Raw genomic sequence first — 16,082 nt, forward strand, 5'->3', positions numbered from 1 at the left:
CAATATTTTCATTAGGAATTGGTTATGTTTGAGAGTTTTCGGTGAAAGATGTAAGTCGATAACGTGGGTGAGCGGGGTAAGCAATCGGCCCAGATTGCGACATCGGCCAGGTTGTATTGTGGCCACGGCTCAAATAGATATTGTAAATAAGAGTGCGTCTCTAAATGTGCCCAATGTGCCCAGAACGTGTTGGCAAAACGCCAATTTTGCGAGCCGTCACAAAGGGATTTGATGGCCCTGTCACTCCGATTAGCGTCCACCTGCAGCCGCCCATTTTCGAGAAACTGCGTAAGCGGTTGCCATCGATTCAGGCAATAGGTGACTGCCTGGACCATGGGCCTCCGAGGCAAGGTGTGACATTTTTCCGCTCGCAACCATCGGGAGAAGTCGCCGAGGACTGCGCAACTCCGCAATTGATGCACGGTATTCCTTCGCCCGACAGGCGAATGGACTGAGGACAGTTCCGGCTGCTCCCGCATCTTATTCTTGAGCGTTTCAAGGGGTTCCGCTTCGTTAAAGTGTTGCCACCGTCGGGCAACGTGCCGTTCTTGGGATACCCCCAATGGGCAATGCTTCAGTAAGTGAAACGAATCTTCACCCCACGGTACATATTGCTGCCGTTCCGCACTTTTGTGTTCCAGCCGGATGACTTCGGTCAGCCATTTTCCAGAGGTTCGTTCGGATGACATCTTCATCTATCATTAATTCGCCATGAATAGGTCCAATTCCTTGTTCGACTAAAAATTTCATTAATAATGTTTGATCTGACTGGGGGCCTTAATTCCTTTCCCCAGGTCCAGTTGCTGAATCTGAAAAATCGCGTCACGATTCCTCTCAGCGTTACAGAGATCACGAATGTATAAAATTGAGATGTGGAATCGAGGGTGGGGAGACTCCTTGCGCAGCCGACCTCTGGCAATGACAAACCTTGCGGCCGCCCGGAAACTAGCCGCTCCGGATGATGTCCTCTACGCCGCGCGGAGAATACTTAACCAATATGGTAATTTGTCTAAATATTAGGGGTTCCCTCTGTGTAGAACTCGACGGTTTACTGTCCAAACGCCTTACTTAGTCAACATCCGGGAGTTTAAACACCAGCCGCACTTTACTGCGGTCATCACTCCCTCGAATCACGTCATCGATAACTTTGACCAAGGCAGCCTTAGCCTCTTCGGCTGTTAACGCCTTAGCGTTAGTCAAGTGTTTACGCAAGATATCTATGGTCACTTCCTTAGCTTCGATTCCTCCAAGGACAATCTTTATGTCTTCAACAAATCCGCGGGGTAAAGGCAGAGGCAATTTTCCCGACTTTAGAAAGTCCTCAATGAAGGGTCGCGATGCATTATCGACATAGATCAAACTCTCTTGGCAATAAGGATCTTGAAGCGATTCATACAGAGTTTGCGTCCACTGATCCAGTAACTCTTGTATCTTCATTTCGAACCAGTTGAGATCCCGCACGGTTCGCTGTTCTTCCAGAGGTTTGAAATGACAGTGAGGACATACAGGGTCACGGACAAGATCGGTGGAGGTCAAACGGCTGCACATCTTTAGAGTCATTAACTCCTTTTGAAGATGATCAAACGGCTCTCCACTGATTACAGGTAATAATTTCAAAGAAGCCAGTGCTTGCCATTCGGGGGATGAGACGAGTTGGGCTTTGCGCTCATCATCCGCCTTGTTCAATCGGTGCTCCCTATGCAGAGTGAAATAAATCTCCTGATAATGATCGATTAATGGTGCGATCTGTTGTTTTATGTGGGTGATGCTTCCATCCCCCTTCAGATCCTCCACCACACGCTCTTTAAGATGCAAAGCATCGTTTTGCCAGGGATCGTCTGAGGGTAAGACCTGTGATGCCTTATCCAGGTAGGTCAACATTGGCTGAACTTCCTGAACCCGTTTGATAATGGGCTCGAACTCCCTTTTCAAACGCCGTAACATGTTATCATATTCGTTAATTTGTTCAGAGGTATAAGAAAATGCCACCAGTTTTCCGACCGTATTATATTTATTCAGTTCATCAAGAAACCGATGCAATGTATGAAGCCATTCCGCCCAAATTTGTTGCTCCTCGGCAGACCATAAAGATTTGCCCCATACCCTAATCCCTTCTTGTGCAATCTTTTCCCAATGTATGATCTCATCCAAGACCCGGTAGCGTTGTTCTTGTAAATTTTGCAAACCTGTTTCTCGCTGGTTCTCTTGCTGAATCAGTACCGGTTTGAGATCGAACATGTCAAATAACGCGATTAACGCCGCCAACGGCATTTCTTTAGGCCGTTCAATATGACTAAAATGAATCTTGTCCACAAGGGGTAATTTTGCCCAGTCGCTCAAGCGGCTCGCATCATGTTTAACTTTGCCCGCAGCAATCACTAAATCGCCATTATAGACGAGCGCAGTCAAAACCACTAAGAGGAGAACCGGTTCCAAATGGAATTGGGGAGTATAGGCCACATCCTCTACACCGTTGCGCGTAAATTTCTCCTCAATCAACAATCCCCGGTTGACCAGATGGGCCGGCGCTGGCTGTTGTTCCATGAGTTCCAGAACCCACTTGGCATAGGGCGAACGCCGGGGATGAATCTTGTTGTCTTCCAATAATCCTAAAGATTCAAGCAACATCCCTGTCGCTGCCGAAGTCGACTTTCCGGCTATGCGGTCTATCGCTTCTTTGGCATAGGATTCGAGGCTAGACTGAGTGACAGGCATTTTAAATGGAGTAAATGATGGATACCCAGCACATTGTCGTTCAAATGCTTTTTCCAAAAAATAGCCCGCAATCTTAGGCACCATCTCATGAATCAGCGTATCTGACGGCAAATTGAGGTTTTTGACGACACCAGCAAGACGTCTGGGTTGACGTTCATACACCACTTCAAAATGCGTTATAAAATGCTGACCTAACCAGTCATTGAAATTCTTAAGCGCCCGGTCGCTGCGGATTGTATATTCCCTTCTCGCAGGACTATTGCTTGGAGAATCATTGGCGAGTTCTCTCGCAGCGGCATAATAACGCAACATATCTGTCAACTCGTCATTCATTTCAGCAAGACGGAAAAACACGTCATCGTCACGCCCTTCATCCTCAAAACGGCTCGTTTTGAAAGGCGGAAGAAAATAGACATAAAACTCCCGTGGCGGTTGTGCTGTGGAGCGCTCATTAGGAGTCCCCAGAAATAAATAACCGGGGCGCTCCACATTGTGCGATAACCACGGCACATCATAGCGCCAAATTCTCGTATTAGGCTTATAAGGCAGGTCTGTCCGCTGCAAGATGCGCGTCAATGCTTCAAAATAGTGACGGTTGAGAGTATCAGGACTGAGAACCGAGGCCTTATCTTTCAACATCCCATCATAGTCGACCATAGTCCCCATATCCAGGTAGTACTGATCATTGGTCTCGTTGTGAAGAATCACCTGATGGCCTAAAATGCTGGATATTTGTTCACAAATCGTGTTAATCGTAATGGTGAGGAAACTCATGTCCATCACCATCATGGGCAGATACAAGCATAGGTCATCGCGCAAATTGGCTGGTGTTAAGCCCAAGGGTAAATCATAATCATCTGTGGTCAAACGCGAAATGGCCAAGGCACGAATAATGCGTTGAGCCACAGGCCAATATTGCGGAGATTCCAATCCCTTTTCAACACGTTCTAAGGCTAAATGAGTGCGTCGCTTTAGCTTGTCAAAGGTGGGATCTGCAGTCAGTGCCGTATTGGCATCCAAGTAATCCCAGTAACTATCGTAACTTAATAGACGAAGCGTCGATTCGTCAACATCCTGGTCCAATAAGCTCCGAATCTCATCACTAATCGTACGCAGAATTTCGCGTTTTTCTCCCAGCAAAACCTGTTCAAATGTTGTTAAAAATTGAGGGTGAACCGGAAAGAGCTCAACAAAACGCTCTATATCTGTAGACAAACTCTGGTAGAGGGGCATAAAAGGCTTGAGATATTGCCGAATCCAAGTTTTTTGCTCAGCCGTTTTGGCTAAAATCCGTTGGCTAACAACATACGCCACATCTTGACGCACAATGTGGAATTGTAAGAAACGGGCTTGCACATGTTTAATGGACTCAGCCACAAATTGAAAATGGGGATTACCAAAGAGCATTTCTTGAATCCCAGCCATAAGCCTCAAACGGGTAGACGTAGCGAGTTCACCGATTTCCCGCAAAAATCCCAAATCTAGAACAATTTCTTGTTCGTTACGCGCTCTTAAAAAATCTAGTAATTCATCCACAACAATCAAAAGACCCTGTTCCGGAAAGTGTTCATGAAAAATCCCCATCATGTCCACAAAACTTTCCTTGTTATTAATAATGCGGTTGACGGGAGGAAATTGGTAATCAATTCCTTCCCGTTTGAGCGCTTTCTCAAGCTCGAGGCAAATGGCATCGCGCAAATCAATTTTGGTACTTCCCAGTTCCATCCGTACAACATGAAACTTTCCCGCTATTGCTTCGAATGATTTCGCCACCCGTTGATTTTGCAGAACCGTCAAGGCCTCGGCATTTTCAGCAATAGTTGAGATGACCGCCATCAAGTGGGATTTACCCGTCCCGTAATTTCCGACAATCAACAACCCTTTATTATCAAAGGGCGCATCAAATTGAAGATTGGGAACTATGTGATCGCGAATTTCTTCTTCCATTCGCTCGGAGATCACATAGTTCCCAACGAGTTCCATAGCTTTCGTTTTTTCATTGGCTTCTTGTACTTTAATCACCGATTCAATCGGCTGAAAATGGATTAAATCATGATATTTCATAAATTCCCACCACTTTTGTGTTCCAGAGTTGTCACCAAGACTGACATATCGCGAAAATAGTAATAATCATCCAAATTCGGCATAGAATATTGAAAAATCCCGTCCTCAACGGTGCCCGGCCAAATCACGACGGCAGGATGATAGCGGGAAAATTCCTGAAATAAGGGGACGACCTGAAGCTTTAACGTCATTAACAATTCAATGTTGTCAAATACGAAAAGTCCCGATGAGTAAATTTCCTCGCAACACATCAACAGATCGTGAACACTCACCAAATCGATATCTTGCTGCCGCAGAAGATATTGGGCCAACGCGAAACTTAAGTTAACGTAGACACCCAATCCCTCGTCCGCGATCCGCCGAGCCATTGCAGTTTTTCCCGTCCCTGGTTTTCCAGCAATGACATAAAAAGGATGCAATTGGGTAGGCAGTTGTTTGACCTGTTGGCTGATGACATCCCAACTTTCTTGCATGACACCCTTCCTATTTCCTTGGGCTTGCCTATGCGAAGAGAGCATTCCCCATATTCATGATCCCTGTAAAACACTCATACCTTGCCAATATCTATTTTATAAGATTCGTCATAAGGACGCATAATCCTTCACGAGTGCTGCAACCATTATGAATTTTCCAGATGATAACTAATCATCAAAATCAAGGAGCGATCAAATCACTCTATTCTCTGTTATTAACCAATGATAATTTTCTCTAGAGCAACTTGCAGATAGGGTTTAGATATTACTGACCTCGAAGTGAGCCTAAAAGGTTTGACGTAAAATTTCTTGTTCCAAATCCAGATCACTAGAAGGCACAACAACATAATCCGCTAAGAGTTGTTTCTCCGATAAGAGCCGGTCCACGATTTCATCTACAGTTCCCTGTTGCGTAAAGGAGTCCCTGTCCACGGCCAGCGGATAATAAACGGTGACCGTGCGATTTTGCCCCAAACGGTGCACCCGGTCTGTGGCCTGATTTTCCACAGCAGGGTTCCACCAACGGGTATAGTGGATCACGTGATTCGCTCCGGTTATGGTAAGTCCTACTCCACCAGCACGCGGAGTTAAAATCATGACACCAAATCCTTCATCAGCATTAAATCGCTGAACAAGATTTTGCCGATCGAAAGTTTCACCATTCACGATGTAAGCCATTTTATCGAATTCCTTCATGATCCACTCTTGCAACATCCGCTGCAAACTCAGACTAGTCGTGAAGATTAATGCTTTTTCATGACGAGTTTTTACCGATTCAAGAATTTTCAAAGTCTCATGTAATTTGGGGACTCTCTCAAAAGGCAGCGCTGTCCATGTGGCATGGGGTCTTAATGCCCATGGATGGCCTAAAATATTGCGTAAATAATCTAACGCTGCCAGACGACTCAGTTCTCCTTGTTTCACTTGCATAACAATTTTCTGGTACAGCTCTTTTTGTTCTGGTCCGAGAGGCACACAATGTTTTTGGATTTTCTTTTCCGGCAGGTCTAACTGGACTTCACTTTTGGTTCGGCGCAGGTAAATGGGTCGGATAGTTTGAGTCAGGCGTTTTTCCAATAGCGCTGCCACCTCGGAAGTCAGCGAGTTTTCTCGTGTGGGCTTTTCAAATTGATCACGAAATTCCTTAAGGCTCCCCAAAAATCCCGGTTGCACAAAATCAATGAGCGACCATAAATCACGCAAACTATTTTCAACCGGGGTTCCCGTCATTGCTATACGACAGTGATTTTTTAAGGCTTTAACCGCTTCAGTACGAGCCGTCGAGACATTCTTAATATTTTGTGCTTCATCCAGAATGACACCATGCCAATTTATCTTGCCGAGTTCCAATTGATCGCGTGTCACAGTCTCATAAGTTGATACCACCACATCGTAATGCTCAATTTTGGGCCGCATTTCGTGGCGGTTCGGGCCGTAGTAATGCAAAACCTGTAAACTCGGTGCAAATCGATGAATTTCGCTTTTCCAATTGTCTAATACAGACAGTGGCGCCACAATCAAGTTCGGCCGTTTATTATCTTGCTGGAGATAAGTTAAGAAAGCGATAGCCTGAATGGTCTTACCTAAACCCATTTCGTCTGCCAAAAGCACCCCCCACTGGCGACGGTGCCGGCGAATCAAAAATTGAAATCCTTCCCACTGATGAGGTAAAAGCTGTCCACAAAAATTGGAAGGAATATCGGTATGAATATCCTCATCATCTAGAGATAGCTGTTCATGCAGCGGCTGATTAAAATCAATGACATCGAGATTGGTAAAAATATCTAGTACATAAGGAAGCCGGTGAGGCGCAATTGGCCCTTGTTGGGTTATCTCCTCAATGGCTTTGACCGTTTCGCGGTAATGATGCGGCAATTCAATCCAGCCATCTTCAAAACGGACAAACCGGTCCTCGTCCGTTGCGTGATTGGCCAAATCCCGCATCATTTCAGAAGACAAAATTTTCGGTTCTGCTTGGTCTTCCCCATCACCCGAAAATTCTACGCGCACGCCTGCATCGAGTTCGAACCACCCACGATCGTTCGCTTGCCCATTGACAAAAGGCTGTGCCCGGTAAACTCGTAGTTTCAAACCCCGTACCCGCTGTGAGAATTGTGCCAGGTCTATGGCTAAGTTCTCCGGAATGAAAGCCTCCGGATTTTTGAGAAATTGGGGCACTTGACTTCCATAAAGAGATGGCAACTGCCTTCTTATTTGCTGCACGCGTTCTTTTGTCACTCTCTTGGCAACAACACGCTGTCGTTGTGTTCCATGTCGAATTTCAATATATCCTGCCGTATTCGCCGATAACTCGCGCAATACCCCTTCATCAAGACCTTCATGTCGGTACTGAATTTCACAATGCAAGTGTTCCGGATCATCAAGGACGGGCTGTATTTCAATGTCATCCACCAGCACATAGTTTTCACGGTTTAAATAGTCATCGAGTTTTGCCTCAATACTCTGGGCTACTTCCTTAATTTCGGCCATCCATGCCATTTTTTCTTCCAATGCCGTCGGCGCGGGTTGTTCTAATAAAGTAAGCAGACGGTAGGTTACCGCATCCATCATGAGGGGTCCTTTACTTGTTACAATCCATGGTCCTGTGCGACGTCCCCATAATAAAAGGTTTCCATCATAGCCTGGATAACGGACGTCCGCACGGATGCGAAACCCGGGATGCACAATACTCCCCGTTGAATATAAAGAGACGTGAGGCGTCACGGGTAAAGGCCAATTTGTGCCTTCCAAATCGTCTTTCTCTAAGTTGAAATACACGGACCATGGCACGAGATAACCATTATCACCGTGAGATATGAGGAGTTGTTGATGCCATAAGTCATCAAGCAGAGCTAATTTAGGCCAAGACGCGTCATGAACTAATTGCCGCATGGAAACGGCTAAGCCCACTAATGGAAGTTCCAGCCTCTTATCGCCATACATCAACCGAATTGCGAGTCCCTCAGGCAGCGGATGGTCCTCGGTGTAAAATCTTCGTATGCTATGCTTCATATCTTTTCTTTTCACCTACCGATGGGGGAAGCCCAAATAGGATTCTAACTCCCATTTAAAATTTTCCTGCCATGCCCCACTGTGCAATAAACGTCTTTGAGCTTTTTCCTGATCTTTTAAATGCAGCGAATTATGGGCATGACGGCGAACGATGTCTATGTCTTGAGGTAAATAGAGGTAACACGCATTTCCCACATAGGAATATTCCACAGCCACAATCTTATCGAAATACAGAACCACCGCAGAGTGTGCCGTCAGTTCCTCCCAAATTTCAACGTGGCGGCAACGATCCAAGTATCCTTTCCAAAACTGGAAGCGGGCATTGTCTTGGCTAAAAAATTGTTTGAGGCGTTGAAGACGCAACCATTGCCGGACCCGTTCACGGGCATCATCACCCACTTTCCGCCACGCTTCCGTGGGAAGTTCGGGATTGCCCCATTTTCCAAGAAAGCTCTGAATCACTGTCGTATCGTATTGATCTACCGGAACCTTTAACAAATACGACCGCATCACCTGTTGGGCTCGTCCCCGTGATTTGTCATCTATTTGGACACTCCAAGAAGACCATGAAAAGTTCTTCGTCGCCAAGATTTCTTGCCAAATTAGTGGGGTCGCCGCAACTAAAACATGGCTCACCAAAACATGCGCCAAAGTGTGTTGCCGCGACAAACCTAAAGCCTGCAGATCATATTCAAGCGCCCCCGGGCGCAAACTGTTTGCCCAGGTTATTAACGGCTCATTTTCTAAAAACGCCAAACGAACGGCTTCCACCATCGCCGGCGGTGTCTTTGACCACCACGGGAATTGTTCAACGGTATGAAGAATCAGACGCATCAGTTCGATATAAGCACTTTCAGGAGATTCGACAAACATGTCCCAAATCAAAGATAGTACCAAATCATCCCACCGTGTTTTGGCGAGTTGTTGAACCTTTGCATGCAGTGATGCAGGCACGTGTGTTGTATAAAACACAATGAGAACATATAAGTCGATACGGTCCATCGTATCAGCCCATTGCAAAATTTGCATATCAGACATACCCTCAAGAATTTCTAACAAACGCGGTAAACGGCCCTTATGCAATGCCGCAAGAAATCGAGGATTGTCTTGGTCATGAGGATACACTTTTGCGAGGTTTTGCCTCTTTTGCTGAAGTTTTTCAGGCACGTAGCGAAACCCATTCGCCGTTGTCATGGGCCATTCACCGTGCTTTGCACAGCATCCATAATTTGCGTGTCATTCAGTTTAAAAGAAAATACTACACGTCTGGACGCACTAGCACTGTAACGGCCATGAATATACACCGGATCATTATAGGAACGGCCTTCTGCGGTAATATATTTCTGCAATTCTTCCTGATAAGGAAATGGGCCAACAGCCGGACTAAAAATGGTGTTCACCACTGCCAACGCCCGTTCTTGAGAGAGATTTAAATTGTACAGGTAACTTCCTTGCCGATCCGTATAACCCTCGACAACGATCGCCGAAATATCCTGTCGGTATTTTGGACTCAACAACACAGAAATATAGGCCGGAATGAAGGATTTGAGGCTTTTGACCCCGGCTGGAGAGACTTTGTAGGAATTAAAGGCAAAAAACACATCGCTGGCAAATTGTATATCGCCGGTCTTCGGATTTATCGTCATATGCAGATGAGATTTTTGAAATTCCTGTTCCAATGAATGCACAATCGCTGTTTGAACTCCTAACAAAGCATTAATGCGGGCTTCTTTTTGCTGTAATAAATGGTGATAGGTTAAAACACTCGCTGCCAAAAACAATATGAACATCATAACCAAACCGGCCATAAGATCCGAATACATTATCCAGTGATCAAATTCACTTGGAGATCGCTCACCATGCCTGCCCCTATGCCGCCGTACCATCATGAGCGGTTCACCTCATCTTGCGGAATCGGGTACTGAAACCTACTCATTAGTTGTGAGAGGGCATTCATATGGTAGTGTAATGTTTTTGCCGCTTCGTCCACCTGTTGAACGGGAATCGCAAGAGTTTTTACACCATGTTCGACCACTTTCACCCCATTGGACAGATAATCCACAGCTTGAGCCAGTTCGTTGTCAAATTGTGAAAAGGTATATTGAAGGCCTGTGTGAAGATTTTCCTGAAGGGTATCCATGGCTTTCCCCATATGGTTCTGAAGCGTCTGGGCGGTGGAAGTGAAAGTTGCGGTTAACCGCAACATTTCCTCAGCCATTGCGGTCTGAAGCCCTTGCAATTCCGTCATATGATTGGATAAGACTTGATTCATCGACTCCCCGTAGTGCGTCATGGCTGTTGCCCACTGCGTCAAGGCCTGACTCGCTTTTTCCTCTGTATCCCGCACCGATGTTGTCAACTCTTGAACCAATGCGGGAAAACGGTTTATGGCCGAGGACATGTGATCGGCAAAGCGCAACTGTTCATCATGAAAATGCTCCTGGGCAGTCGACAGCATCAGCTTTTCTGATTCAATGACCTCCATAACATCTTTCATCTCGGAAACCAAACTTTGCAGATCTCTTAACATGGCTTGTTCAATAAGTTGAAAACGTTCGACAAAACCCACCGATTGTGTTTCCATCTGGCTAAAGAAATGATCCAACCGACTTTCTAACCCTTGTGTCACCTCTTTTAAGGATTCTACAAATTGCGACCAGTACCCAGCACTTTCGAGAAGTTGACGGTGAATCGTTGCACTTTGGTTCCAGAGTTCAAGCTGAACTTGGTTCACTTGTTCTGCTTGTTCCATACTGCGCTGAGCTTCTTGAAATGCTTGACGTGCGATATCTAATATTTCATGTTGGACCTCTACCGTTCGCGCAAAGGCTTCATGTAACGAACGCGTTAATTCAACGGTTTGCATGCTGACTTGATCTATAAAGGTATGGGCAATCTGCTCAAGCCCACTCATTTGAGTCTGCGTCGTTTTTTCTGCCATTTTGGTCAGTTCTTCGCCTAAGGCATTTAAATGGGCGACGGTCTCTTCTTCTTTTACGCCCAACTGGTGAATTTCGGGAACCAGGATCTTAGACAGGGCGTCTTGAAACCCCCCGATTAACTGGGGAATTAGCGCGTCAGTGACGAGTGTCGATAAATCATCGCGTTGGGCTTTTTGTAGCAGCGTGAGTTGGTGCAACAAAAATTCTTCCGGCGGCACCTCAAACAATTTTTCTAAACGATCCAAGAGATCGATGACCGCTTTCTCAAGTTTGGGACTCCAAAACATTCTATCGACTAAAATCCATGACAGTGCAAACAAAATCCCAAATACTGACGAGGTAAATTTTAGACTTAGTCCCTCCACAAGTTGGCCAATTCCCGAATTCAACTCATTAGGGGAATTGATATTAAGCCCATGAAGACCCGCTACCAAACCCAAAAAGGTTCCCAAAATCCCTGCCATCGTTAACAACGAAGGAATAATCTCGGTGATGCGGCGATGGGCAATATGATATAAAATCGCATACTCAGAAAAATAGCGAAGAGGATCGACCACTGCGGGTTCACCGTTAGCGTCATGCATCTGAAGGGCCTTGCGGTATTGTTCCCACAAAGGGTTTAGCTTAGGAGTCTTCGGTTGCTTGGTGAACCACTCTTGTAACTGAATCCGAGGATCCTCTCCCGGAATGTCGACCAAATCCTGGGTTAAGTTTCGAACTTCATGAAACACTGCTCTTTCTACCACGAAACGCCAAGTTCCCACCCCTACAGTAAATAAAATTAAAATCCAAATATATAAAGCGCCAAAGTTATTTATACCTTGGGCTAAATGAATCAACCCAAATATGAGTTCCCCAGGATTCCACATCTCTAATCCTCTTTCTTTATTATGTGACTGATTGAGCAAAGCAAGGCATGATGGTGAGGCAAATTCGACGACAATGCCCCAAAATCCTCTCTAATCTTGTCAGATAAGGTAAAATTTTTCTTTTATACAATGTATTGCCAAAGAGGCCCACGTTACATCGTTTCATGCCCATACCGTGTCATGTCTTAATGAATATGCCCTTACAAATTGGTGAAATGACCAAAAGCATGGTATATCTATTCATTTTTTTCGGAGGATATGTCATAATTTCGCTACAATCCTTATGATTTTCTTCTAATGAACACATTTATCGTCAACTTTTCTCTCTCTATCAAAAATCTCTGACAATCATTCTTTCCAGAACAACCAAGTCTTCACACATCGTCGTGAGGGAGAAACACCATGGGAAGTTTCTTAGTGCGGCGCTTAATGCAGTCCATTCCTGTGCTATTTGGCATTAGCGTTCTAATGTTTATACTCGTTCACGTGTTGCCCGGAGGTCCTCTAGCCCTCTACAGAAATCAACCAGGGGTCAGTGCTGCCCAGCTCCACCAAGTGGCGGTGAACTTAGGGTTGACCGCACCTTTATATGTCCAATATTGGCATTGGCTTAGTGGAGCGCTGCGTGGCAACTTTGGTTATTCCTATATTTACGGGCTTCCCGCAACCCAGATGATGCTTCAACGTTTGCCAGCTACATTAGAACTCATGGGCGCCGCATTTCTGTTAGCGACGTCGACGGCATTTGTCATCGGCGTGTATAGTGCTGTCCACTATCGTTCGAAGTGGGATCACCTTTTTACCACACTGAGTTATATTGGCATTGCCGTTCCGGCATTTTGGTTCGGATTGCTTTTGATCATACTTTTTTCGGTCGACCTCCATTGGCTACCCTCGGGAGGCATTCTCACTGCCGGTCAGCCATTTTCCATAGGGGATGCTTTGCGCCACTTGATTCTTCCGGCCACAGTCCTTGCGTTTTACATTGTCGCGCAAGAAAGCCGTTATGTGCGCGCTGCGATGTTAGATGTGCTAAACCAGGACTATGTCCGCACCGCTCGAGCCAAAGGGGTTGGAGAGCATGTCGTGATTTGGAAACACGCCTTGCGCAATGCCTTGTTACCCGTTATTACCGTCATGGTATTAGATACCGCCTACTTGTTTGGAGGGTCAGTTGTAGTGGAAACGATTTTTTCGTGGCCCGGCATGGGCCGCTTGTTTATTCAAGCACTCTCACAAGGCGATTACCCCGTTCTTCTGGTCATCGTCTCATTTTTGTCCGTTGTGATTGTGTTTGCCAATATTGTGGCCGACATTTTATATGCCGTCTTGGACCCACGAATTCGTATCCTATACCAATAACCGGAGGATTCTTATCATGTCACTGCCCCTCTTTGATGCCTCTCTTGAGGATGTGAAAGATTCTCTGCCTGAGACCAAGGTGCAATCCAATCGCTTTATCGGGCGATTCAAATCACATCGACCTGCATTACTAGGTTTAGTGTTGTTGACCATCGTCACATTGGCCTCGATTCTCGCACCCGTTATTGCCCCTTACCCTTTAAACGCACCCGATCTCAATGCCCTTCTCGCCCCGCCGAGTTTCCATCACCTCATGGGTACAGATGATGTGGGAATCGATTTGTTTACCGAAGTGCTCTACGGAGGGCGCGTTTCGATAGCAGTCGGCATTTTTAGTGCCATTGTGGCGATTACCGTAGGGACCGCCATTGGTTCGACCGCTGGTTATTATGGCGGCATCATTGACGGCATCCTCATGCGGTTAACGGATATCGCCTTATCCACTCCGGTGCTCTTTATTATTCTTCTCGTCACCGCGCTGACCGGTCCCCATCCTGTCACGGTGGTTCTCGTCATTGGGCTCACGGCATGGATGTTTCCAGCGCGCATCTTGCGCAGCCAATTTCTCACGTTCAAATCACGCGACTTCGTGGAAGCTGCCCGGGCCATGGGAATGACAGACACCCGCATTATCATTCGCCATATTCTTCCCAACGCCCTGCCGCCGCTTATTGTGAATGCCACCCTACTCGTGGGTCAAGCCATATTGACGGAGTCTACAATGAGTTTTCTCGGCGCGGGTTTGCAGCCGCCCAATATTTCCTGGGGATATTTATTGAACCAGGCCCAAACCTATTTGACAACCGCTCCCTGGATGGCCTTTTTTCCCGGGCTCATGATATTTATTGTCATTTTGTCCGTAAACCTGGTGGGTGATGGACTGCGTCACGCATTAGACGTGCGTTAGTTCATATAAGATATGATTTCCACAAAATCGAGAATATTCTGTTCTTTATTTCCTATCATCTTAACTCAAGGAGTGAATAGAGGTTGTCTATACAACGTCCACTAACATGGTTAGCGACTACTCTGACTTTAACGGCGATTGCCGCTGGGTGCGGATCCCCCTCCACCCCGACATCCCAAGGAACAACCACAACGAAAACTACGGCTGTTGCCAACGGTACTGTCGTCGACGGGATTTTTGAAGAGCCTGATAACTTAAACCCGATCCTCGGTCCCAATATGACTTTCGCAGCAATTGTTAAAACATCCATGTTTCACAATCTGTTTCAAGTGTTACCCAACGGTACCTTAGAACCCGATATTGCCACCGTCGTACCGACTGTCGCCAATGGCGGGATTTCCGCTAACGGTTTAGTGTATACATTTCACCTCAAACAAGGGCTGAAATGGTCAAATGGACAACCTATCACGAGTAAAGATGTATGGGAAACGTATAAATTAATCACCAATCCAGCGGTCAATGCTGTTACCAAACTAGGCTGGTCTGACGTCAAAACGTTCAAGATATTGAGTCCTTATAGCTTCCAACTGATTCTAAACGCGCCATTTGCTCCTCTAATCGACACCGTGTTTACAGGCAGTAGTCCTGGCATTTTGCCGTACTCAGTCTTCAAAAATATTCCTGCCAGCCAAGTGAACACCGCTCATTTTAATGTCGATCCATCAGTGAGTGATGGACCTTTCATGTTCAAAAGCTGGATTCCCGGGGTTGCTATTACTGTCGAGCGCAATCCCTACTGGTGGGGACCCAAGCCCAAAGCCAGCCAAATTATCTTCAAGGTCATTCCGAATGAAAACACCTTGTTGGCTGATGCCCAGTCCCATGCGATCAATGTCTACTATTTTGCTCCTATCGAGCAAGCACAACCCTTATCCGCTATCTCCGGCGCCAAAGTCTTCTTTACCTCTGCACCCAACGAAGAGATGGCGGTGGTGAATATGCGCGATCCAGTTTTAGACAATGTCAAGGTACGGCAAGCGTTAGAATATGCCATCGATCGGCCGGCTTTGGTCTCAAAGGTCTGGATGGGCCATGCAACACTGGTTGGGGCCGATCAACCTCCTGATGCTTGGGCCTATGACCCCCAAGTCAAACCCTACCCGTATAACCCCCAAAAAGCGGATGCGTTGTTGACAGCAGCGGGATGGAAAATGGGCTCCAATGGGTTTCGCACCAAAAACGGTCAAGAACTGAGTCTAATTTACTCCACGACAGCCGGGAACCCTTACCGCGATGCGACAGAGCGCTTGTTGCAATTTTGGCTCAAGCAAGTCGGGATTAATTTAGTCATCCGCAATTACCCCGCCAACGAATTTTTCGGCACGATACTTCCTGATGGCAAGCCATGGGACTTGGCCGAGTATGAATATGGCCAGGGACTTGATCCCGGTGTCCGGCCCCAAGTCATGTATGAGCCGGGTGGTGCGGAAAACTTTGGAGCTTATAATAACCCAACCGTAACGTCCTTGCTTCAAGCCCAAAGCACACTGGTGACCGAGTCCCAACGCCGTCCCTACCTGTTCCGTGTTGAACAAATCTTGCACAACGATCTCCCCGATCTTTTCTATTACAGTCCTCAAGGAGTTTCCGCATCAATCAATATGTCTGGATATCAGCCTAATCCTTGGTCAGTAGACACATGGAATTGTTGGGATTGGCAGTTAACCAAATAATTCCC

Annotated in this window: 10 protein-coding genes; 3 read left to right on the forward strand and 7 right to left on the reverse strand. The window is 46.3% G+C overall.

Features of this window, described 5'->3' with window-relative positions:
* Positions 1–11: 11 nt before the first annotated feature.
* From AOA63_RS09115 to AOA63_RS09145, 7 genes are all read right to left on the reverse strand, one after another.
* On the reverse strand, positions 12–695 hold the full coding sequence (locus AOA63_RS09115) for an IS66 family transposase (protein ID WP_082343862.1): 684 nt from the start codon (positions 693–695) through the stop codon (positions 12–14).
* Positions 696–1,068: 373 nt separating this feature from the next.
* Complete coding sequence (locus AOA63_RS09120; RefSeq protein WP_053959405.1) at positions 1,069–4,779, reverse strand: DUF6079 family protein; 3,711 nt, start codon at positions 4,777–4,779, stop codon at positions 1,069–1,071.
* Positions 4,776–5,252 (reverse strand): BREX-3 system P-loop-containing protein BrxF, encoded by a 477-nt coding sequence (gene brxF, locus AOA63_RS09125; RefSeq protein WP_053959406.1) that lies wholly within the window; start codon positions 5,250–5,252, stop codon positions 4,776–4,778. The genes AOA63_RS09120 and brxF overlap by 4 nt, the downstream gene beginning before the upstream one ends.
* 285 nt (positions 5,253–5,537) lie before the next feature.
* Positions 5,538–8,264: a DEAD/DEAH box helicase gene (locus AOA63_RS09130; RefSeq protein ID WP_082343863.1), complete on the reverse strand. Its 2,727-nt coding sequence runs from the start codon at positions 8,262–8,264 to the stop codon at positions 5,538–5,540.
* A 15-nt stretch (positions 8,265–8,279) separates the two neighbouring features.
* Positions 8,280–9,458, reverse strand: a complete 1,179-nt coding sequence (locus tag AOA63_RS09135) for an EH signature domain-containing protein (RefSeq protein ID WP_053959408.1) — start codon at positions 9,456–9,458, stop codon at positions 8,280–8,282.
* Entirely contained in the window at positions 9,455–10,072 is a 618-nt protein-coding gene (locus AOA63_RS09140) for an OmpA family protein (protein WP_242848305.1), read from the reverse strand. Before AOA63_RS09140 ends, AOA63_RS09135 begins: the two co-directional genes overlap by 4 nt.
* A 77-nt stretch (positions 10,073–10,149) precedes the next feature.
* Positions 10,150–12,075, reverse strand: coding sequence for a hypothetical protein (locus tag AOA63_RS09145; protein ID WP_053959410.1), 1,926 nt, complete (start codon positions 12,073–12,075; stop codon positions 10,150–10,152).
* Positions 12,076–12,477: 402 nt separating this feature from the next.
* Between AOA63_RS09145 and AOA63_RS09150 the strand changes: the two genes are divergently transcribed.
* From AOA63_RS09150 to AOA63_RS09160, 3 genes are all read left to right on the forward strand, one after another.
* Complete coding sequence (locus AOA63_RS09150; protein WP_053959411.1) at positions 12,478–13,437, forward strand: ABC transporter permease; 960 nt, start codon at positions 12,478–12,480, stop codon at positions 13,435–13,437.
* A gap of 16 nt (positions 13,438–13,453) precedes the next feature.
* On the forward strand, positions 13,454–14,344 hold the full coding sequence (locus AOA63_RS09155; RefSeq protein WP_053959412.1) for an ABC transporter permease: 891 nt from the start codon (positions 13,454–13,456) through the stop codon (positions 14,342–14,344).
* Between the two features lie 83 nt (positions 14,345–14,427).
* A complete protein-coding gene (locus AOA63_RS09160) occupies positions 14,428–16,077 on the forward strand; it encodes a peptide ABC transporter substrate-binding protein (RefSeq protein ID WP_053959413.1) in 1,650 nt (549 codons plus the stop codon).
* Positions 16,078–16,082 lie beyond the last annotated feature (5 nt).

Origin of the sequence: Sulfobacillus thermosulfidooxidans (assembly GCF_001280565.1) — a bacterium.
Lineage (GTDB): Bacteria > Bacillota > Sulfobacillia > Sulfobacillales > Sulfobacillaceae > Sulfobacillus > Sulfobacillus thermosulfidooxidans_A.